The sequence below is a fragment of the Blautia luti genome (genome assembly GCF_013304735.1).
Lineage (GTDB): Bacteria > Bacillota > Clostridia > Lachnospirales > Lachnospiraceae > Blautia_A.
In genome coordinates this window covers 16094-37450 of the sequence record NZ_JAAITI010000003.1, presented here as the reverse complement: position 1 = coordinate 37450, position 21357 = coordinate 16094, and the positions used below count along the sequence as shown (strand labels likewise).

Annotated in this window: 19 protein-coding genes; 18 read left to right on the top strand and 1 reads right to left on the bottom strand. The window is 44.7% G+C overall.

What is annotated here, in order from left to right:
- Window positions 1-118 precede the first annotated feature (118 nt).
- The 14 genes from G5B06_RS02580 (at window position 119) to G5B06_RS02515 (ending at window position 14791) form a co-directional block, all read left to right on the top strand.
- The gene (locus tag G5B06_RS02580) at window positions 119-1492 is read left to right on the top strand and encodes a sugar transferase (protein ID WP_173771241.1); all 1374 of its coding nucleotides are present in this window, start codon (window positions 119-121) and stop codon (window positions 1490-1492) included.
- Between the two features lie 81 nt (window positions 1493-1573).
- Window positions 1574-2317, top strand: a complete 744-nt coding sequence (locus G5B06_RS02575; RefSeq protein ID WP_148445451.1) for a glycosyltransferase family 2 protein — start codon at window positions 1574-1576, stop codon at window positions 2315-2317.
- A 174-nt stretch (window positions 2318-2491) separates the two neighbouring features.
- Window positions 2492-3844, top strand: coding sequence for an acyltransferase family protein (locus G5B06_RS02570; protein WP_173771239.1), 1353 nt, complete (start codon window positions 2492-2494; stop codon window positions 3842-3844).
- Complete coding sequence (locus G5B06_RS02565) at window positions 3844-5145, top strand: adenylyltransferase/cytidyltransferase family protein (RefSeq protein WP_148445447.1); 1302 nt, start codon at window positions 3844-3846, stop codon at window positions 5143-5145. The genes G5B06_RS02570 and G5B06_RS02565 overlap by 1 nt, the downstream gene beginning before the upstream one ends.
- Before the next feature lie 3 nt (window positions 5146-5148).
- Complete coding sequence (locus G5B06_RS02560) at window positions 5149-7428, top strand: LicD family protein (RefSeq protein WP_148445445.1); 2280 nt, start codon at window positions 5149-5151, stop codon at window positions 7426-7428.
- Window positions 7429-7462: 34 nt separating this feature from the next.
- Entirely contained in the window at window positions 7463-8620 is a 1158-nt protein-coding gene (locus tag G5B06_RS02555) for a LicD family protein (RefSeq protein WP_173771237.1), read from the top strand.
- Window positions 8613-10433 carry a thiamine pyrophosphate-binding protein gene (locus G5B06_RS02550; protein WP_244094521.1) on the top strand — a complete coding sequence of 607 codons (1821 nt, stop codon included), beginning with the start codon at window positions 8613-8615 and terminating at the stop codon, window positions 10431-10433. Before G5B06_RS02555 ends, G5B06_RS02550 begins: the two co-directional genes overlap by 8 nt.
- Window position 10434: 1 nt before the next feature.
- Window positions 10435-11172 carry an SDR family NAD(P)-dependent oxidoreductase gene (locus tag G5B06_RS02545; protein ID WP_173771235.1) on the top strand — a complete coding sequence of 246 codons (738 nt, stop codon included), beginning with the start codon at window positions 10435-10437 and terminating at the stop codon, window positions 11170-11172.
- A 171-nt stretch (window positions 11173-11343) separates the two neighbouring features.
- Window positions 11344-11493: a 50S ribosomal protein L33 gene (gene rpmG, locus G5B06_RS02540; protein WP_044961412.1), complete on the top strand. Its 150-nt coding sequence runs from the start codon at window positions 11344-11346 to the stop codon at window positions 11491-11493.
- Window positions 11494-11518: 25 nt separating this feature from the next.
- On the top strand, window positions 11519-11725 hold the full coding sequence (gene secE / locus G5B06_RS02535) for a preprotein translocase subunit SecE (protein WP_021976010.1): 207 nt from the start codon (window positions 11519-11521) through the stop codon (window positions 11723-11725).
- Between the two features lie 15 nt (window positions 11726-11740).
- Window positions 11741-12262 (top strand): transcription termination/antitermination protein NusG, encoded by a 522-nt coding sequence (gene nusG / locus G5B06_RS02530; protein ID WP_015525332.1) that lies wholly within the window; start codon window positions 11741-11743, stop codon window positions 12260-12262.
- A gap of 68 nt (window positions 12263-12330) precedes the next feature.
- Window positions 12331-12756, top strand: coding sequence for a 50S ribosomal protein L11 (gene rplK / locus G5B06_RS02525; protein WP_015525333.1), 426 nt, complete (start codon window positions 12331-12333; stop codon window positions 12754-12756).
- Between the two features lie 95 nt (window positions 12757-12851).
- A complete protein-coding gene (gene rplA, locus G5B06_RS02520) occupies window positions 12852-13547 on the top strand; it encodes a 50S ribosomal protein L1 (RefSeq protein ID WP_015525334.1) in 696 nt (231 codons plus the stop codon).
- 254 nt (window positions 13548-13801) lie between these two features.
- A complete protein-coding gene (locus tag G5B06_RS02515; RefSeq protein ID WP_330384889.1) occupies window positions 13802-14791 on the top strand; it encodes a D-alanyl-D-alanine carboxypeptidase family protein in 990 nt (329 codons plus the stop codon).
- A gap of 69 nt (window positions 14792-14860) precedes the next feature.
- Here the strand turns inward: G5B06_RS02515 and G5B06_RS02510 are convergent, their stop codons facing one another.
- Window positions 14861-15742, bottom strand: coding sequence for a class I SAM-dependent methyltransferase (locus tag G5B06_RS02510; protein ID WP_148445438.1), 882 nt, complete (start codon window positions 15740-15742; stop codon window positions 14861-14863).
- Window positions 15743-15962: 220 nt separating this feature from the next.
- Between G5B06_RS02510 and G5B06_RS02505 the strand changes: the two genes are divergently transcribed.
- The 4 genes from G5B06_RS02505 (at window position 15963) to G5B06_RS02490 (ending at window position 21287) form a co-directional block, all read left to right on the top strand.
- A complete protein-coding gene (locus G5B06_RS02505) occupies window positions 15963-17246 on the top strand; it encodes an aminotransferase (RefSeq protein WP_173762063.1) in 1284 nt (427 codons plus the stop codon).
- A gap of 72 nt (window positions 17247-17318) precedes the next feature.
- Window positions 17319-18719: a L,D-transpeptidase family protein gene (locus G5B06_RS02500; RefSeq protein ID WP_173762064.1), complete on the top strand. Its 1401-nt coding sequence runs from the start codon at window positions 17319-17321 to the stop codon at window positions 18717-18719.
- A 67-nt stretch (window positions 18720-18786) separates the two neighbouring features.
- Window positions 18787-19827, top strand: a complete 1041-nt coding sequence (locus G5B06_RS02495; protein WP_148445825.1) for a D-alanine--D-alanine ligase family protein — start codon at window positions 18787-18789, stop codon at window positions 19825-19827.
- 71 nt (window positions 19828-19898) lie between these two features.
- Window positions 19899-21287, top strand: a complete 1389-nt coding sequence (locus G5B06_RS02490; RefSeq protein ID WP_148445428.1) for a UDP-N-acetylmuramoyl-tripeptide--D-alanyl-D-alanine ligase — start codon at window positions 19899-19901, stop codon at window positions 21285-21287.
- The last annotated feature ends 70 nt before the right edge of the window (window positions 21288-21357 follow it).

The following is a 21357-nucleotide window of genomic DNA, read 5'->3' as shown; positions in this document are numbered from 1 at the left end:
AAAAACGGTGTGATAGGAAAATATCAGAATAAAAATAAGAGGAATCTCTGGACGTAAGAGTATATATTGGCTATAATGATATGGTTAATAACAACTCCTAAGGAAGGGAGAAAAATCTGTGAACAGAAGTAAAAGAGAAGATTATAAAAGATTTGTGGTGTTTTGTCTGGCAAGCCTGATCATTATTGCACAGACTGCGATCTTTGCTTATGTGTGGTACGATTTTTACAGCAGCCTGATCCTGAAACCATTCTGGAGAAAAGGTAACTGGGTGCTGATCCTGATCTATGCACTGATCTATCTGATGTTTGCCAAGCTTTACGGAGGCCTGAAGGTAGGTTATCTGAAGAGGATCGATGTGTTTTATTCGCTGACACTGGCAAGTATCTGTACCAATGTTGTAACGTATTTTCAGATCACTCTGATCAACCGCTGGTTCCTTTCAGCCGGCCCGATCATAGAGATGACACTGGTTCAGATCGTGGTAACCATCCTCTGGATATGGGGAAGCCGTTTTATTTATTCCAAATTGTACGGAGCCAGAAGACTTCTGGTGATCTACGGCGACCGTGACCCCGGAGATGTCATCCACAAGATGAATACCCGAAAGGATAAGTACGATATCAGCGGTAAGGTACACATCCGCGAGGGAGAAGAGAAGATTCACGCCATGATGGAAAACTATGAAGGCGTGATTATCTGGGATCTTCCGTCCCAGATCCGAAACAAGTATCTGAAATACTGTTTCTCTCATTCCATCCGCTGTTATATGAGTCCGAAGATTTCTGATATCATTCTGCTGGGAACGGACAGGATCCACCTGTTTGATACCCCGCTTCTGATGTGCAGGAACCAGGGACTTTCCATGGAGCAGCGCGCAGCGAAGAGACTTCTGGATATTGTTGTTTCCGGCCTTGGAATTATTGTATCTTCCCCGATCATGCTGATCATTGCCATTGCGGTGAAGGCTTATGATGGCGGCCCGGTGTTTTATCTTCAGGATCGTCTCACTTATAAGGGAAAAGAGTTCCGTATCCGGAAATTCCGGAGCATGTGCGTGGATTCCGAGAAGAACGGAGCACGTCTTGCATCCAAGCATGACTCCCGAATCACACCGGTGGGACATGTTCTCCGTAACCTGCATCTGGATGAACTTCCGCAGTTGTTTAATGTATTTGTGGGAGATATGTCTCTGGTAGGACCCCGTCCGGAACGAGACGTGATCATGCAGGAATACGAGCAGGAGATCCCGGAATTCCATTACCGTCTTAAGGTAAAAGCAGGACTGACCGGTTATGCACAGGTCTACGGCAAATATAACACCACACCGTACGACAAGCTGAAACTGGACCTGTTCTATATTGAGAATTATTCATTCCTTCTGGACATCAAGCTTCTGTTTATGACTGTGAAGATCTTTTTCCAGAAAGAAGTATCCGAGGGTGTGGATGACGATCAGAAGAATGCCCTGAAAGATTCACAGGATAAATAGGAAATAATACGAAATCAAAAAGTGCGTGTCAGGCTGGTTCTGGCGCGCATTTTGTAAATAAAGAAAAGGGAGGTTGTTTTTATGGAAAAACCACTGGTTTCCGTGATCATGCCGGTTTATAACGGTGAGAAATATATTGGAAAAGCAATCGAGTCCGTGCTGGCACAGAAGGTTCCAACAGAACTTCTTGTCATTGATGACTGTTCCACAGACAAAACAGAATTAACCGTAATGAAATACATGGACAGCGGAAATATCCGTTATATCCGAAACAAAGAAAATATGGGAGCTGCCCGTTCCAGAAACTGGGGAGTAAAGGCCTCAAAAGGAAAATATATTGCTTTTCTGGATGCGGATGACTGGTGGGAAGAAGGAAAGCTGGAAGCGCAGGTAGAAACAATGGGACTTACCGGTTGTGATATCTGTTCTACAGGAAGAGAGCTGATGCAGCCGGATGGACATACCACAGGGAAATACATTCCGGTAAAAGAACGCATTACCTATCGTGATCTTCTGAAACATAACAGTATTAACTGTTCTTCAGTGCTTCTCCGGCGGGAAGATGCCCTTGCGTTTCCCATGGAGCATGATGACAGCCATGAAGACTATATTACCTGGCTGAGAATCCTGAAAAGAGGAGGATTTGCGGCAGGAATCAATAAGCCATATCTGAAATACCGGCTCAGCGAAGGTGGCAAGTCCAGAAACAAACTGAAGTCTGCGGCTATGACATATCAGGTTTACCGGTATGTGGGATACGGTCCTGTAAAAAGCCTGTTTTTCTTTGTTTCCTATGCAGTTCACGGAGTCTGGAAATATCGATGAAAATACTGGAAACAGATAATAATACTGGGAAATATTAAGTTTTTATTTCCAAATTCATAAATATATGTTATAATTTATTCATATTTTAGCCAAATAACCTGCGTCGCAGGCTGTTTGGCTATGAGCAAGTAGCGAAGCGGATTACGAATATCCGTATGAATAAGGTGGAAACAAATGAGACAGAGAACTGAAAGCCAGGGAGTCCCGTATTCCTATCTGGTTGATAACATTAAGGTATTGCTGATTTTTCTTGTTGTATTTAATCATCTGATTGCGTTTCAGCTGGTTAAGGCAGACGTAGTGGTGCGTTATGTGTGGTATGCAATTACCATTTTTCATATGCCTGCGTTTGTTTTTATGTCCGGCTATCTTTCCAAGAAACCGCAGGATGTACTGAAAAATGTGAAAAATCTGCTGATTCCTTATATTCTTGGATACAGTCTGACCTGGTATGCAACGATTTGGATCGGCAAACGTATTGATTATGAACTGCTTCGTCCATCCGGTACCGTCATGTGGTATGTGCTGGCACTGTTTATCTACAGACTTACCATAGAAGCACTGGGTAAGGTGCGATTTATTGTGCCGTTAAGTATCGTTTTTGCACTGTGGGCAGGAACAAGACCGGAATTTACAACTTATCTTTCCTCTTCAAGGATTGTTGTATTTTTTCCGTTTTTTGTGGCAGGCTATCTGTGGAAAAGTGATTATACCAAAGTAGTCCGTAAATTTAAGGGGAAATGGGTTCTGATTCCGATTTCGGGACTGCTTTTATATGCAATTCCAAATTTCATGATTGCAAATAAAATTCCGATAGACATTTTCAGAGGAAATCATACGTATCAGTTATCCGGAATGGATGATATCACAGGAATGCTGATCCGTCTTCTGATGTATCTGGTATCTTTTGTGCTGGTGCTTACATTCCTGGCTCTGATGCCGGATGTGAAACTTCCGATTACCTTCATCGGAAGAAATACCATGGGAATTTATTTTTTCCATTATCCGATCATGATTGTACTCAACGGACTTTTACTGCTCAGCATTCCGCAGATGCTGAATGTGTGGGTGCTGTTCGGAGTTTCCTGGATTTTTGTACTGATTCTGGGAAGTACGCCGGTTTCCTTTAGTTATAACGGTGTGCTGAATCTTCTCACACTGCTTGTGTTTAAGAGAGAAAAGCAGGTTCAGGATGAAGGTCTGGAAGAGGAATATGATGAAGATGACCGTTATGAGACTATGCTGAAGAGAAAAAAAGCAATCGAGGAACTGGCGGCCACTCTTGAGGAAGAGCATGCCGAAAAAGTCAAAGAAAAAACTTCGGGTAATACGACTCCAGATAAAAAAGAAGAATTTTTTACAGAAGAAGAGATGGAAGAGGAAGAAGAACTGCAGGAAGAAGAAATAGAAGAAACACAGGAGTTTGAGGAATTACAGGCATTGGATGAACTCCTGAACGCAATTGAACCTCAGGAAGAGATGGAAGCGCTGATGGAAAAGGAAGAACAGAAAGAGCAGGACGAATAATGAAAAGAGTCATTACTTACGGTACCTTTGATCTGTTCCACCAGGGACATTACAATATTTTGAAAAGAGCAAGGGAACTGGGGGATTATCTCATTGTAGGAGTTACCAGTGAGAGTTACGATATAGAACGGGGCAAGCTGAATGTTCAGGACAGCCTTCTGAAACGAATCGAAAATGTAAGGAAGACAGGCTTTGCTGACGAGATTATCGTAGAGGAGTACCAGGGACAGAAACTCAGCGATATTACCAAATATAACATTGATCTCCTGGTAGTAGGATCTGACTGGAGAGGGAAATTTGATTACCTCAAAAATTACTGTCAGGTTGTCTATCTGGAGCGTACCAAGAATATTTCCAGCACTAAACTCAGAAGTGAGGGGACGATTTTCAGTGTTGGAATTGTGACAGATGATACGGAAGACAACGGAATGGTTATGGAATCCAAGTTTGTAAGCGGGCTCCATGTGGAGAGTGTTTATTCTGAAGATATCTTTGTTGCAAGAGAATTCTGTGACAGATATGAGCTGGATTCTTACGGTACAGATTATGAACGTTTTCTGGGCGGACTGGATATTATTTATATCAAGTCCGCCCAGAAGAACAGAACGGACTATATAAGGCGGGCGCTGGAACGAGGGAAATATGTAATCAGTGACACACCAATGACGCTGAACCCGGAAGAAATGGAAGAACTGTTTGCGCTGGCCAGGGAACACAGGGTAGTGCTTGTGGAGAAGCTTACCCTTGTTTATCTGCGCGCTTTTACACAGCTTGTATGGCTTACCCACGGTGCACTGGTGGGAGATGTGGTAGCTGTGAAGTGTGCGGTTTCCCAGGATGATTTTGAAGGTGGAAAAAACTTCAATGAGACAGTGAGCCAGGCGCTCTGTGCATGTATCAAACTTCTTGGAAAAGACTACCTGGAAGTCAACACCAATGCGGTAAAAGGCAGTGACGGAGAATTTATCTACGACATGATTACGGTAAAGTATCCCAGGGCACTGGCAACCATAGAGATCGGAACAACGGTAGATGTGGAAAATGAACTTGTGATCATAGGAAGCAAAGGCCGGATTACAGTTCCCAATGACTGGTGGAATACCGGGTATTTTGAGGCGAAGGTAGAAGGACAGGAATTCCTGAAACGCTACAGCTTTAACTTTGAGGGAAACGGTCTTCGGTATCTGCTTCAGGAACTGATGATTATGATCCGTGACAGACGTACGGAATGTACGCGGTTTTTCTATGAAGAATCCGAAACACTGGCTGAACTTTTGAAAACGATTGATCAAAGAGGTTAACAGATGACAGAAAAACAGGAGCTTCTTTTGCAGCTCTTCCGAGAGGTTGACGCAATCTGCAAAAAGCACAATCTTAGATATGTAATGGCCGGGGGAACCCTGATCGGTGTCCTTCGAAATGAAGGATTTATTCCGTGGGATGATGATGTGGATATCTACATGCCAAAGAGCGACTGGGATAAATTTGTGGAAATCTGCAAAACAGAAATACCACAGAACAGAGCGCTCTATTGCTCAGATGTAGACAGAACTTACACCAACGGGTTTCCGAGATATGGAGGTACGGACAGCTGTGCGATCCATAAGCATCAGATTATCGGAGACGATAAGGCCGGAGAGATCATAGATGTCCTTACTCTTGATCCCATTCCGGATGATGACAGAGAGTATGAGAAGTACAGAACCCATATGATGATCTACACAGATCTTCTTAATATCAGCATGGTTGTGGGTGCAAGATGGGAAATTCCTGCTTTTCAGTATCTTTACTGGCTGTTCCGCTATAAATTTTTCGGAAAAGACAGAACCCTCAAAAAACTGGAAAAAATCATGTTTTCTTATAAAGAAGAGGAGTGCAGCCGCTACGCCATGCGCTGGGGTGGCTGCCCGTTTCTTTTTGACAAAGATATGATGTTCCCTGTGAAATATATGGATTTTGAAGGGGAAAAAGTAATGGTTCCCCACAGGACAAGCGATTACTTGATCTGGCATTACGGAGATGAATGGTCTTATATACCGCCTCATGGGGAAAGAGAATCCCATGAGTCTATTTATGTTCCGGGCGCTTCTTATCAGGAGATCCGGGATGAATATATGCCGAGAATCGACAAAAACCGAATCCGCAGGCAGATGACATTTCGGAAATTTTACTGCCTTCTGATGGCAAAAGGTGACCATAAACTGGATAAGAAACGAAACCGTATCCGTGCAGGTGTAATCGCAAAAGATCTGGGAGCAAGGTTCCTGAGATCGGAGAAATCCCTGGAAACACTGCTTCTGGAAAAACGCTACGATGTACTGAATGAGATTTTTGACAGTTATTACCGCACACAGCTCAGTGTGGAATTTATCGGACGTGAAGATTACAAGGGAATCCAGCCGTTTTATCATCCGACTCTGGTTCCTGTGGAAGACGCTGTTTTCCAGGCAGCCATGCTGACACTGATTTATACGGAACGGGTCGGCAAGGCATGGAGAATGTATGAGGTTCGCAGAAAACTGGATCACCTTACTCCGGAAATGGAACAGACCGTGGAAGACATCCGCCTGTTCCGAAAAGCAGCCACTCATTATGAATTCCGTGAGATGAAAGAAGCGGAAACAATAGTTGATGATCTTTTGAAAAAATATCCGGATGCTCCGGGATTTGTGAAATTTAAGTGCAGATTTATCATGGCACGCATGGAAGAGTCCGGGAATACTTCTGAAGCGGAAAAATTCCTGGCATCCTGCAGAAAGCTCTTTCCACAGGACGGATATTTTATGAAATATCAGGGAGATCTTTTCTGGAAAAAAGGGCTCTGGAAAGAAGCGTTATCCGGTTATGCCCGTGCAAGGGAATGCACAAACAACGGAATTGTACATCTGGAACTGGACAAGTTCTTTAAAGATAAAAAAACATCCGCAATAAAAGAATGCAGAAAACTTCTGGACGGCCATCAGAAAGACGAGGCCCTTTCCATGATGGAACTCTGGAAAAAACTGATGCCGGAAGATGAGGAAATTGACGGAGCACTTTATCTGGCAAAAGTATCTGCTGTCCGGACAAAAGCAGAACTGGAAGAACTGGTAAATGAACTTTACCTGAAAACAGGCATTTCTGATAAGATAGAAAAAGAGGCTCTTTCAGAAGAGATGCTTTACAGGGAAGCACTTACCCAGGCATGGCAGAGATTTGGATATCCGGAAGTTCTGGCAGCTTACCATACCAGACTGATTTGTACAGATGATGAAAGCGAGATGGAATATCTGGCAGAAGAAGTACGGAGCTTTCTGTTCCATAAACAGTGGCAGGGAGAAACCTATAAACTTCTCGGAGATATCCGCAGAAAACAGGGACAGACAAAAGAAGCATTTGAAAACTACTTCAAAGCCCTGGAGAATATGCAGCATCCATATCTCAAAACAGAGCTTTCCAGAATTTTTCTGGAAGATCTTTATAAGGGAAGCAGAAGAGCGGCATTTTTTGCAAAGAAAGCAGATGTCTCGGAATTTTTAAGTGTCTGGCTGGACAAATATGGAAGCCAGGAAGAGATCCAAAAGCTTCTGAAAAAGATCGTATAATTATGAAAAATCAACAGAAATGAGGCAGAGTGTATTGAACAGAGAACAGCAGAAAATACTGGAACTTCTTAAAGAAATAGATACCATATGCAGAAAAAATAAAATCACATATTTTCTATCTCCGTACTTTACCCTCTGCGCGGTAACCGGAAGACCTTTTCCGCAGAATCCCACAGCCGGGAATGTATACATGAAAACCGGCGATATGGAGCGGTTCAAAAACGCATTTGAGGAAGAACCGGAATTAAGAAGAGCACTGGAATCTATGGATAATAACAAACGCTTCCCGGGATTCTTTCTCCGGTATACAGATAAGGATACGCTGTATTACACCATGGATAACTACGGAAGATATCAATATCCCGGAATGGCGGTAAAGATTGTACCGCTGCAATGTGAGTACGGCCCGAAGAAAAAATATATGTGGAACCGGATGCGGGAAGATGGCTGGAAAAAAATCCGCGGAAAAAACGGTCAGTGGAAAACTAAAAGGGATTTTGCATGTATCTGGATGGTGCGTTTCCTTTCACTCTGTGGAAGAGGCTGGTTGGCAAAAAGTATTTTCCGGGATCTGATTCATCAGCCCCAGGAAAACGTTCAGACTTATGTGATTCGTTTCCAGAACCAGAATATTTATTATCCTGCATATATTTTTGAGAACCCACAGGAAGTGGAACTTGAGGGAGAACGTTTTTTTGTTCCGGGAGATACCGATAAATATCTCACCATTGCCTTTGGAAAAAATTACGCAGATAAGGCGCCGGAAAATTATCGTCCAGCACCTACGACCATATGCAGCGCACTGATTCCATGTGAAGAATTTATGCAGAAGTACGGCGGAGAGGCAAAAAAACTTGCCGCAGAAAGAAAAAGGCGAGAGGCCCGCAGAAAATACGGAATGAACTATAAACAGTACTTTAACCAGTGCTGGACATACGCAAAGTTCTGCGGAACAAAATATACCTGTGCAAGAGCATACAGGCAGAAAGCAGGATATATCCGCAACCTGTATAAGAACCAGGATTACGTTCAGCTGGAAAATGTTTTTTCGGAATATACAGGAATGATGAATAAATGTCTGAAGTATGATGAAATATTTGAAGCGGATCCGGAAATACTGGATATATATATGAATTATCTGGAGAAAACAGGAAGAACACCGCTTCTTGAGAAGGTAAAAGAATATGTCTAATAAGATGAAGCTTACAGATTATGTTGTAGATTTTCTTGAAAAAAAAGGAATTCATGATTTTTTTGGATATCAGGGAACCATGATTGCACATCTGGTAGATTCCATCGAGAAGAACCCGGATGCCAGAAGCCATTCCAGTTATAACGAGCAGGGAGCTGCTTTTGCGGCCTGTGGCTATGCTCAGGCGAAGGATGCCTGCGGATGTGCCTATGCTACAAGCGGCCCGGGAGCTGCCAATCTGCTTTCCGGTGTGGCTGATGCTTATTTTGATTCACTTCCGGTGATTTTTATTACCGGACAGCTCAATACCTATGAGTATTCCGGTATTGCAGGCCTTCGTCAGCAGGGCTTTCAGGAAATCGATATGGTTTCCATGGCGAAGCCGGTAACCAAGTATGCCGTACAGGTCCGTGATCCAAAAAACATCGTCCGGGAACTGAACCTGGCATGGCAGATCGCCAACACAGGACGGAAAGGCCCGGTTCTTATTGACCTGCCCATGAATGTGCAGAGAGGTGAGGTAGAAGATCCGGTTTATAATATGAAGTTTTCTGAGGAAGAGATCGAAGCAGTCGTCTATGGCAAAAATGATCCGGAAAATGGCGCTGCTTTTTACAGGGATGCCGTTGCAAAAGCGGATTCTTCCGATGCAGGGGAAGCCGCAGAATATATCCTGACCAAGATTAAAGAGGCGAAACGCCCGGTATTCATGATCGGCCACGGAGCAGATGGCGAAGCGGAAAAAATACTCACAGATCTCGCACGGGCTCATCACATTCCTGTGATCACAAGTGTACTTGCCCGGTCCGCTCTGGGCTTTAGGGATCCGCTGAATTTCGGATGTATCGGCGGTGCCTATGGACACCGGTATGCAAATATGATCGCCAATGCGAAGAGTGACCTTCTGATCTGCTTTGGAATTTCCCTCTGCACCCGTCAGATCGGAACGAAAGTTCATGAATTTGCCAAAGGAGCGGAGATCATCCGGGTGGATATTGACCCTTATAACCTTCAGAGAGAAATTCATGAGGGAAGAAAAGGGGAGAAATGTTTTTGCGTCAGTGCAGAGGATGTGGTGCGTAAACTGATAGAGCAGCAGGGACAGATCGATTCTTATGAAGAATGGCTGTCCATCTGTCAGAAGATCCGGAAAGAGCTGGAACAGGTGGATGATGGGACACCGCAGCGCTATCCGAACCGTATGATCGCATACTTAAGTGATCAGCTATCCGATACAGGAGCTGTTGCTGTGGATGTGGGACAGCATATGGTCTGGAGCTACCAGTCTTTCCACAACCAGCAGGGCCAGAAGACACTTTTTTCCGGCGGACATGGCGCCATGGGATATGCACTTCCGGCAGCGATTGGCGCTTATTATGCTACAGGAAAACCGGTTGCATGTATCTGCGGAGACGGAGCCTTCCAGATGAATATTCAGGAACTGCAGTGGGTGAAACGTGAGAATATCCCGGTAAAAATGATCGTAATGAACAATGAGGCGCTGGGAATGATCCGCCATCTCCAGAGAGATTATTTTGACTGTGTGTATGCGGATACTTCTGACGGCAGCGGATTTTCCTCCTGCGATTTTTCGAATGTGGCGCAGGCTTATGGAATCCCCGCGAAGCGTATCCAGGGAGAAGATGTGGAGAAATATGCAGGTGAGTTCCTGGAACAGAACGGACCGGAACTTCTTGAGATCATGCTGGAGCATGGAACCTACGCATACCCGAAGACCTGTCTGGGTGAGCCGATCCACAATCAGCAGCCTTATATACCGCAACCGATATTTGATGAACTGATGGAGCTATAAAATGGGAAAAATAACTGTAATCACAGGCGGAACCTCCGGAATCGGAAGAGGGATCGCCGAAAAGATTCTGGCAGAGTCAGCGAAAGAAGACAGGATCTTCATAACATATGGACATGATGAGAAGAAGGCGGCCGCTTTTCTGGAGAGCCTTCCTGAGGAAAAAAGATCTCAGGTGATTCTGATGAAGGCAGATATGTCTTCCTATGATGAGATGATGTTTTTTGTGGAAGCGCTGAAAAAGCAGACCGATCACATCAACTGGCTGGTAAGCAACGCCGGCATCAGCACCTATGCGAAATATGAGGACTACAGCTTCGAGGAGTGGACACGGATCGTAAATACCAATCTTTCCGTGCCGGTATTTATGGTCAAAGAGCTGAGATCCATGATGGTGGAAGGCGGCAGCGTTCTCTTTACCGGTTCCTATGCAGGGCAGCAGGCGTATTCTTCTTCCCTTGTATACGGAGTCACTAAGGCAGCCATCCATTTCCTGACCAAATCCCTGGTAAAGGAATTCGAGCCAAAAGGCATTACCGTCAATGCCATTGCACCGGGATTTATCGAAACCCCATGGCACAGTGCACGCACCCAGGAGAGCTACGACCGTATCAACAAAAAGATCGCTCTTCACAGGTTTGGAACTGTGGAGGAAGTGGCGGATATGGCTTATGCGGTGCTTTCCAATGGATATATGAATGGTAGCGTTGTAGATATTCATGGAGGTTACGATTACTTCTGAGAAAACTGTTAAGAAAATATTAAAAAGGCTTGACTTGCACCAGTGCTCTGTGATAAAATTGACGAGCGACATGGAAGTTAGGTCTTTTTTTTATGCCCGAAAATGACGACGGATATACGTTCCGGGCGGCGTAAAAAGGCCGTGCAAATGAAAACACTGGAGGTGGAAGTTGTGCGCGTTAAGATTACATTAGCATGCACCGAGTGCAAGCAGCGTAACTACAATATGACGAAGGAGAAAAAGAACCATCCTGAGAGAATGGAGACCAAGAAATATTGTAAGTTCTGTCATACACACACTCTGCACAAGGAAACAAAGTAATCACAGAGATTTGTGAGGTTATGCTATGGAAAAACAGAAATCTGCGGATAAGCCGCAGAAGAAAAGTTGGTTTCAGGGACTTCAGTCAGAATTTGAGAAGATTGTCTGGACAGACCGTCCCACACTGGCAAAGCAGACTGTTGTGGTCGTAATCATCACGATCATCCTGGCAGCGGTTATCAGTGTAATGGATTCCGGAATCCTGGAATGCATTAATTTCTTAATGAAGTAAGGACAAGGTGATTATATGTCAGAAGCAGCAAAATGGTACGTTGTCCATACCTATTCCGGGTATGAGAACAAGGTAAAAGCCAACATTGAAAAGACGATCGAGAACAGACACCTGGAAGACCAGATCCTGGAGGTACGTGTTCCGCTGCAGGATGTAGTGGAGATGAAGAACGGAACCTCAAGACAGGTTCAGAAAAAGATGTTTCCAGGCTATGTGCTTCTCAATATGGTGATGAATGACGATACCTGGTATGTTGTCCGTAACACCAGAGGTGTTACAGGATTCGTAGGACCGGGATCGAAGCCTGTGCCTCTTACAGAAGAGGAAATGATGCCGCTTGGTATCCAGAAACCGGATATCGAAGTGGACTTCGCAGAGGGCGACATGGTAGTCGTTACTGGTGGTGCATGGAAAGATACTGCAGGTGTGATCACAGGTATCAACATGCAGAAACAGACAGTAACGATCAATGTTGAGCTTTTCGGTCGTGAAACACCGGTAGAGATAAGTTTCACAGAAATCAAAAAAGCTGAGTAATTAAAAAACAAGGTAACAGCAAGTGGGAGGGACACACCCCCGCCAATACCACATAGGAGGTGCCGAAAATGGCAAAGAAAGTAACAGGATATATCAAATTACAGATTCCGGCTGGTAAAGCAACTCCAGCACCACCTGTAGGTCCGGCTCTTGGACAGCACGGTGTAAACATCGTACAGTTTACTAAGGAGTTCAACGCAAGAACAGCTGATCAGGGAGACCTTATCATCCCGGTTGTCATCACTGTTTACGCTGACAGAAGTTTCAGCTTCATAACCAAGACTCCGCCGGCAGCAGTTCTTCTTAAGAAAGCTGCAAACATCAAATCTGGTTCCGGTACACCGAACAAGACTAAAGTAGCTAAAGTTACTAAGGCACAGGTTCAGGAGATCGCTGAGCTGAAGATGAAAGACCTCAATGCAGCATCCATCGAGGCTGCTATGAGCATGATCGCCGGTACAGCAAGAAGTATGGGAATCGAAGTCGTAGACTAATAAATACCGAAGCTTAAGTTCGGGGTTCCCGTAGAAAAAGTGAAATTTTCAAGTGGGAGGGCTTTTCCCCGCAAATACCACAGGAGGTTATAGAAATGAAACGAGGAAAGAAATATGTGGAAGCTGCGAAAGCAGTAGACCGCGCAACATTATATGATGCACCAGAGGCTATCAGCCTTGTTAAAAAAGCAGCTGTAGCTAAGTTCGACGAGACCATCGAAGTTCACATCCGTACAGGCTGCGATGGACGTCATGCAGATCAGCAGATCCGTGGAGCAGTTGTTCTGCCACACGGAACAGGTAAAAAAGTTCGTGTACTTGTATTTGCTAAAGATGCTAAGGCAGAAGAGGCAAAGGCAGCAGGAGCAGACTTCGTAGGAGCTGAGGACCTCATTCCGAAGATCCAGAACGAGGGATGGCTTGACTTTGACGTTGTAGTTGCAACACCGGATATGATGGGCGTTGTAGGTCGTCTTGGTCGTGTACTTGGACCGAAAGGTTTAATGCCAAACCCGAAAGCTGGTACTGTAACAATGGACGTAACAAAAGCTGTTAACGACATTAAAGCAGGTAAGATCGAGTATCGTCTTGACAAATCCAACATCATCCATGTTCCGATCGGAAAGGCTTCCTTTACCGAGGAGCAGTTAAGCGACAACTTCCAGACGCTTATGGGAGCTATCACAAAGGCTAGACCTAGCACACTGAAAGGTCAGTATCTGAAGAGCGTTACAATCGCTCCGACAATGGGACCTGGTGTTAAGCTTAACCCGATTAAATTAGCTCAGTAATAAATTTTAAATACCCTGTACAGAGGAGGCTCTGCACAGGGTATTTTTTTATACATTTATACACCTTGATTTTTTTTAGCAAAAATTCTACAATAAGGCACAAACAGATTTAGAGAATTATTGGAATTTTTCTATATATAGTTTACAGATGAAATTCCAGATTATGTTAATATAAAAAAGATGGGGAAAACAGCGCAGATATGTTTTCCAAAAGGGAAATTGGCAGATGAATTTATCTGAACAGGGAGTATAAATTGAGAACAAAAAAGCGCAAAGCGAAAAAAATAAAAAAAGAAATAAACAGAATAAAAATGGCACTCTGTCTGATTGTGGAGGCCATTGTGATCCTGACACTTGTGGTAATTATCGGCTGGAACAAGGGAGTGGGAGACTGGATGGAGTCTCTGCAGAGGCCGGTAGTCCGTAAACTGGAAATGAGTGGAATCAACAGTCCCTATGCAGTGCTGATGCAGGTAAAAGGCGGGAAGATCATCGGAAATATGAAGGGCGATGAGAAGATCTATCCTGCTTCCATGACGAAGATTATGACGGTAATTGTGGCGCTTGAGAACCTGGATGATCTGGATGAGGAGATCACACTGACACAGGAAATGTTTGCGGGACTTTATGAGCAGGACGCCACACAGGCCGGTTTTCAGCCAGGTGAAACAGTCCGTGCCATTGATCTTCTTTATGGTGCCATGCTGCCCTCCGGTGCGGAGTGCTGTATCGCACTGGCGGATACCGTAGGCGGTTCCAGAGATGGATTTGTGGAGATGATGAATAAAAAGGCACAGAGGCTCGGCATGAAAGGAACCCATTTCTGTGATACGACAGGCCTTCATGATCCGGATCACTACAGCACAGTAAGAGACATAGCGGTGCTTCTGAAGTATGCGTTAAAAAACGATACATTTCGGGAAATCATTGAAAGTCCGAGGCATTCTACCGGAGTTACCAATATTCATCCCAGCGGAATTACCTATTACAGCACAATGTTCAAGAATTTATCCGATACTTCGGTAACCGGAGGAAAGATTCTGGGTGGAAAAACCGGATACACCAGCGAAGCGGGCCTCTGTCTGGCAAGTTTTGCGGAAATTTACGGAAGAGAATATATCCTGGTAACTGCCGGTGCGGCAGGAAATACAGGAAACCCTCTTCATGTACAGGATGCGGTCACCATTTATAACCGGCTTGGAAATGCTATTGAAGCCCAGATGGGAGACAGTGGCCAGTCCTGATTTCTGTTACATAAAAAGAGGTCTGCATGTAAAGCAGGCCTCTTTTTCAGTTGATAATAATATGCCTCTTTATAAGTCGGTATGTGGGTGAAGAGAAGAACTCCAACGTCCGGAAGCTCCGCATGGCAGTACCAGTCCGGTCTCCTTTACAGGAAGTCCGATCTCCTGTGATTCCACGGTTCCCTTCCACGGCTTCAGCTCTGTAGCCAGCATATAAGTCAGCACTGCAGGTGCAAGCCCTGTTGTATAGGAATTTACCAGGAAGAACAGCGGATCATCGCTTAAGATCTTTGTACAGAGTTTGATCAGCGGATGAATGGCATCCTCAATTTTCCAGATTTCACCCTTAGGTCCACGGCCGTAGGAAGGCGGGTCCATAATGATGGCGTCGTAATGGTTCCCTCTTCGGATCTCACGCTCCACAAACTTCACACAGTCATCCACCAGCCAGCGGATCGGTGCGCCGGAAAGGCCGGAAGCTGCCGCATTCTCTTTAGCCCAGGTCACCATACCCTTGGAAGCATCCACATGGGTAACGGAAGCACCAGCCGCTGCAGCAGCCAGAGTAGCACCGCCTGTATAGGCAAAAAGATTTAAGACCTTAATCGGGCGTCCAGCATTGCGGATTTTTTCACCGAACCAGTCCCAGTTTACGGCCTGCTCCGGAAAAAGTCCCGTATGTTTGAAACTGAAAGGTTTCAGGTTAAAAGTAAGATCTTTGTAATGGATCTCCCACTGATGCGGAAGATCAAAAAACTCCCACTCACCGCCACCACGGCTGCTTCTGTGATAATGTCCGTTCATATGCTTCCAGCCACGGTTCTTACGTGGAGTGTCCCAGATTACCTGGGGATCCGGACGAACCAGAAGATAGTCTCCCCAGCGCTCCAGCTTTTCTCCTTTTGATGTATCAATGACTTCATATTCTTTCCATCCATCTGCAATCCACATGATGTTTTATACCTCTTTCATACTAAATTTATATAACAGTTATATAGTAATGTTTTTTTCAGTATAGAGGAAAAACAGAAGCCATGCAAGAGAAGTGCAGGATTTTCCACGAAAGATTTGACAACAGCGCTTTTCCATACTAAAATGTACGAGAGATTTACAGAAGAAACACAGCAACCGCAGATATGAAACTGTGCACAAAAAGAGGAGAAGTAAACTTATGAAAAAATATTGTGAGATGAGCAGGGAAGAGCTACTCGATTTAAAGAAAGAACTCGACCGTGAGTTCGATGAGATCAAGGCAGAAGGCCTGGCACTGGACATGTCCCGTGGTAAACCGGCACCGGATCAGCTTGATCTTTCCATGAAAATGATGGAAGTACTTGCGGGCGATGCAGACCTGAAATGTGAGACCGGCGTGGACTGCCGTAACTATGGCGTTATCGATGGAATCCCGGAAGCTAAGAGACTTCTTGGTGAGATGTCTGAGGTAGAGCCTGAGAACATCATCATCTATGGTAACTCCAGCCTGAACGTAATGTTCGATACTATCGCACGTTCCTATTCCCATGGAGTAATGGGAAATACACCATGGTGCAAGCTTGACAAGGTAAAATTCCTCTGTCCTGTACCTGGATATGACCGTCACTTCCGTATCACAGAATTCTTCGGTATTGAGATGATCAACATTCCGATGTCTCCGAAAGGCCCGGATATGGATATGGTTGAGAAATACGTCAATGAAGACCCGGCAGTAAAGGGAATCTGGTGTGTTCCGAAATACTCCAACCCGCAGGGTTACACTTATTCCGAAGAGACCGTTAAACGTTTCGCACATCTGAAACCGGCAGCACCGGACTTCCGTATTTACTGGGATAACGCTTACAGCATCCACCATCTCTATGATGACAATCAGGATTTCCTTCTTGAGATCCTTGATGAGTGTGCAAAAGCAGGAAATCCGGACATTGTTTATAAATTTACTTCTACCTCCAAGGTAAGCTTCCCTGGTTCCGGTATTGCAGCAGTTGCTGCATCCAAGGCGAACCTGGATGACTTCCGCAAATACATGACTGTACAGACCATCGGACACGACAAGCTGAACCAGCTCCGTCACGTTCGTTTCTTCAAGGATATCAACGGACTGCATGAGCATATGAAGAAACACGCAGACATCCTTCGTCCGAAATTTGAGCTTGTTCTTGCAACACTGGATAAAGAACTTGACGGTCTCGGAATCGGTGAGTGGACCAAACCTCACGGCGGATATTTCATTTCCTTTGATGCAATGGAAGGCTGTGCAAAAGCCATCGTTGCCAAAGCAAAAGAAGCAGGTGTTGTCATGACTGGCGCCGGCGCAACCTATCCATATGGAAAGGACCCGAAAGACAGCAACATCCGTATTGCACCAAGCTATCCAAGCGTTGAGGAACTTGGCAAGGCAGCAGAGGTATTTGTTCTCTGTGTGAAGCTTGTAAGTGTGGAAAAACTTCTGGAGAAATAAATCTGTTACATCAGGCTGCCCGGTATTTCAGTGTACGTAATACCGGGCAGTTATAACTATCGGAGTGATATCATGGATGAGGAAAAAGAAAAAATGAAAACCGGCAGAAAAGTAGTTCTTGCACTGATCCTAATTCTGTTAATCCTTACAGCTGCAGCTTACGGGTACGGAGTTCATTATTTTACAGATCATTTTTTGCCAGGCTCTCAGGTAAACGGTTTTAACTGTTCCTATAAGACTGCAGAGGAAACCGAGAATCTTCTGGCAAAAGAAGTGCAGGCATATGTTCTTACCGTAGAGACAAGAAATAACGGAAAAGAGAGCATCACTGCAAAAGAAGCCGGACTGGTGTATAAACCAGGTGACGGGGCAAAGAAATTGATAAAAAAACAGGACCGCTACAAATGGTTCCTGGCTTTCAATCAGAAGAAAAAATATACACTGGAAACAGAAACCGAATACAATGACCAGAATAAATTGACAGAAACCGTAAAAAAACTGAAATGCATGCAGAAAGACAACATGGAAAAACCGGAAGACGCATGTATCAGAGACAACGGTGAAACCTATGAAATCCAGCCGGAAAAAGAAGGAACTACCCTGGATACAAAAAAAGTCCAGAAAGTGATCAGGAAAGCCATTTCCGCAGGAGATAAAAGTGTCAGCCTGGAAAAGACAGACTGCTACAAAAAGCCGTCTGTATACAAAGATGATGCCACTCTGAAAAAAGACTGTGATCAGATGAACAAGCTTACCAGTTGTGTGATCACCTACGATTTTTCAGACCGGTCCGAGCAGCTTGACCGTAACACCATCAAAGACTGGCTGACAAAAGATGCAAACGGAGATTATACAGTAGACAAAAATCAGATTGCGGCCTATGTGAACAGCCTGGGATATAAATATGATACCTTTGGCTGTACCAGAACATTTACCACGTATGATGGCCGCCAGAAAACCATCAAAGGTGGTGATTACGGCTGGGCCATTGACCAGACCACAGAAACCGAATGGCTTTATAATGCCATTCTTGCGGGAACTACAGAAGTGAGACAGCCGGCATATGCATACAGCGGACTTTGCAGAGACACCAATGATATTGGAAATACTTATGTAGAGATTGACCTGACCAACCAGAGAATGGTATTTTATAAAGATGGACAGCTTCTGGTAGATACACCGGTAGTTACCGGCTGTGTCCGAAAAGGCTATTCCACACCCACCGGATGTTTTGCCCTGGATGCCATGCGTTCACCGGCGGTCCTTAAGGGACCTGGATATGCGTCACCGGTTACATACTGGATGCCGTTTTCCGGCGGAGTTGGAATCCATGACGCAAGCTGGCGTTCACAGTATGGCGGACAGATCTACATCACAAACGGTTCCCATGGCTGTGTAAATACCCCGAAAGATCAGGCGGCAACCATTTATAATAATATTAGTGTAGGAGTACCGATCATAGTTTATGAATAAGAAATTAAAAGAAATATTAAAAGAATACGAAGAAAGAAAACACAAAATCATCAAGGGAGATGAAAGTATGAATATCGTTGTATTGGCAGGTGGAACCAGTACAGAAAGAGAGATCTCCATCGTAACAGGAACCGGTGTCTGCAAGGCACTTCGCAAAAAAGGTCATAATGCCATTCTTGTAGATATTTTCTGCGGACTGGAGCCGGTGGACTGGGATGAACCTTTTGGAGATAAAGATTATGAGGTAGATTCCGCAGCAGAGTATATGAGAAGTTTCGATGATGATATCGAAGAAATCAAACGCACAAGAAGAAGCTTTTTCGGACCAAATGTTCTGGAACTCTGCCAGGCAGCAGACATTGTATTTATGGGACTTCACGGTTCCAACGGAGAGGACGGAAAGGTTCAGGCAACCTTCGATCTTCTGGGAATCCGTTACACAGGAACCGGATACTTAAGCAGTGCCCTTGCTATGGATAAAGGCCTCACTAAGAAGATTTTCCTCATGGATCAGGTACCTACACCGAAGGGTGTTTCCATGCTGAAAGAAAACTGTACAAGAAACATCCAGGATCTTGGCATGGAATTTCCGGTTGTTGTAAAAACATGCTGCGGTGGTTCCAGCGTAGGTGTTTATATTGTAAACAACCAGAAAGAATATGAGGATGCCATTGACGGTGCTTATTCTTATGAGGATGAAGTTGTTGTTGAGGAATACATCAAAGGCCGTGAGTTTTCCGTTGCCGTTGTAGATGGAAAAGCGTATCCGATCATCGAGATCGCACCGAAGCAGGGCTTTTACGATTACAAGAACAAATATCAGGCAGGTTCCACAGTAGAGACCTGTCCGGCAGAAATTTCTCCGGAACTGACTGAGAAGATGCAGCACTATGCAGAAGCTGGTGCAAAAGCTCTCTGCATCGAAGGCTACGCACGTTTTGACTTCATGATGAAAGAAAACGGCGATATGTACTGCCTGGAGGCAAACACACTTCCGGGAATGACACCAACCAGCCTGATTCCGCAGGAAGCAAAAGTTCTGGGAATCGACTATCCGGATCTCTGCGAAGAGCTGATCCGCATTTCTCTGAAGAAATACAGAAAATAAAATATCTGACCATAACTCCTCCCGTTGACAGAACAACAGGAGGAGTTTGTGGCAAAAGAAAGGATTTTATCATGAAAAATCTTACATTGGAAAATATCACAAAAGTCTGTAACGGCATTTATCACGGACCTCAGGAAAAACTTCAGGAAGAAGTAACTGCCATCACAACAGACAGCCGTAAAGTGGAAAAAGGCGGTCTTTTTGTTCCGGTAGTTGGAGAGCGTGTGGATGCTCACCGCTTTATCCCCCAGGTGATGGAAGCAGGCGCACTTGCAACTTTATCCGAGAGAGTCCTTGAAGGTGCGGATTATCCGTACATTCAGGTAGAATCTTCTCTTCAGGCAGTAAAAGACATTGCGGAGTTTTATCTGGAGCAGCTGGAGATTCCGGTTGTGGGAATTACAGGAAGTGTTGGAAAAACCAGCACAAAAGAGGTGATCGCTTCTGTCCTGAAAGAGAAATACCGCACACTGAAAACCCAGGGAAATTTCAATAATGAGCTGGGACTTCCGCTGACTGTATTCCGCCTCCGTGATGAGGACGAGATTGCAGTTCTGGAAATGGGAATCAGTGATTTCGGTGAGATGACCCGCCTTGCAAAAATCGCGAAACCGGACACCTGCGTGATCACAAACATCGGAACCTGCCACCTGGAAAATCTTGGGGACAGAGACGGTGTCCTGAAGGCAAAAACAGAGATCTTTAAATATGTGAAGAAAAACATCGTACTCAACGGCGATGACGACAAACTCTCTACTGTAAAAGAATACAACGGCATCCAGCCGGTATTTTTCGGAAACGGAGAAAATGCTTCCGTTACCTGCGAAAATGTGGAGAGCCGCGGACTGAAAGGAATGAGTTGCGATATCTGTCTCAAGGGAAAAATGGCAGAGAACGGAGAGTTCCAGAAATTCCACGTGGAGATTCCAATGCCTGGACGCCATATGGTATCCAATGCACTGGCGGCAGCAGCTATCGGAAGACTTTACGGACTGAATGCAGAGCAGATCAAAAACGGTATCGAAAGTCTGGAACCGGTCAGTGGAAGATTCAATATGATCGAGACTGACAAGTTCATGATCGTAGATGACTGCTACAATGCAAATCCTATGTCCATGAAAGCTTCTCTGGATGTTCTTCAGGACGGACTTGGAAGAAGAGTTGCCATCCTTGGAGATATGGGCGAACTTGGAACAGACGAAGTTGCACTTCATGAGGGCGTAGGTGTTCATGCAGGCCATTGTAAGATTGATGCCTGCATCTGTGTGGGACCGCTTGCGGCACACATTGCAAAAAAAGCATCTGAGACCAATCCGGACTTAACTGTTATTCAGGAAAACAATCTGGAAAGCCTTCTTAAGAACCTGAGCACCTATGTGAAACAGGGAGACACCATCCTTGTAAAAGCTTCCCACTTCATGAAATTTGAAAATGTAGTCAAAGCACTGCAGGAAATGTAAAAAGACCGAAAACAGGGCAATCATTTGACGAACGAAAATTCTTTCCAGACCTTTCTTTCAGAGGTATACT

Excerpts from the sequence above, each read along its gene's own strand:
- G5B06_RS02575 (WP_148445451.1), top strand. The coding sequence starts at position 1,574 with ATGGAAAAACCACTGGTTTCCGTGATCATGCCGGTTTATAACGGTGAG.
- G5B06_RS02570 (WP_173771239.1), top strand. The coding sequence starts at position 2,492 with ATGAGACAGAGAACTGAAAGCCAGGGAGTCCCGTATTCCTATCTGGTT.
- G5B06_RS02565 (WP_148445447.1), top strand. The coding sequence starts at position 3,844 with ATGAAAAGAGTCATTACTTACGGTACCTTTGATCTGTTCCACCAGGGA.
- G5B06_RS02560 (WP_148445445.1), top strand. The coding sequence starts at position 5,149 with ATGACAGAAAAACAGGAGCTTCTTTTGCAGCTCTTCCGAGAGGTTGAC.
- G5B06_RS02550 (WP_244094521.1), top strand. The coding sequence starts at position 8,613 with ATGTCTAATAAGATGAAGCTTACAGATTATGTTGTAGATTTTCTTGAA.
- G5B06_RS02545 (WP_173771235.1), top strand. The coding sequence starts at position 10,435 with ATGGGAAAAATAACTGTAATCACAGGCGGAACCTCCGGAATCGGAAGA.
- secE (WP_021976010.1), top strand. The coding sequence starts at position 11,519 with ATGGAAAAACAGAAATCTGCGGATAAGCCGCAGAAGAAAAGTTGGTTT.
- nusG (WP_015525332.1), top strand. The coding sequence starts at position 11,741 with ATGTCAGAAGCAGCAAAATGGTACGTTGTCCATACCTATTCCGGGTAT.
- rplK (WP_015525333.1), top strand. The coding sequence starts at position 12,331 with ATGGCAAAGAAAGTAACAGGATATATCAAATTACAGATTCCGGCTGGT.
- rplA (WP_015525334.1), top strand. The coding sequence starts at position 12,852 with ATGAAACGAGGAAAGAAATATGTGGAAGCTGCGAAAGCAGTAGACCGC.
- G5B06_RS02510 (WP_148445438.1), bottom strand. The coding sequence starts at position 15,742 with ATGTGGATTGCAGATGGATGGAAAGAATATGAAGTCATTGATACATCA.
- G5B06_RS02505 (WP_173762063.1), top strand. The coding sequence starts at position 15,963 with ATGAAAAAATATTGTGAGATGAGCAGGGAAGAGCTACTCGATTTAAAG.
- G5B06_RS02500 (WP_173762064.1), top strand. The coding sequence starts at position 17,319 with ATGGATGAGGAAAAAGAAAAAATGAAAACCGGCAGAAAAGTAGTTCTT.
- G5B06_RS02495 (WP_148445825.1), top strand. The coding sequence starts at position 18,787 with ATGAATATCGTTGTATTGGCAGGTGGAACCAGTACAGAAAGAGAGATC.
- G5B06_RS02490 (WP_148445428.1), top strand. The coding sequence starts at position 19,899 with ATGAAAAATCTTACATTGGAAAATATCACAAAAGTCTGTAACGGCATT.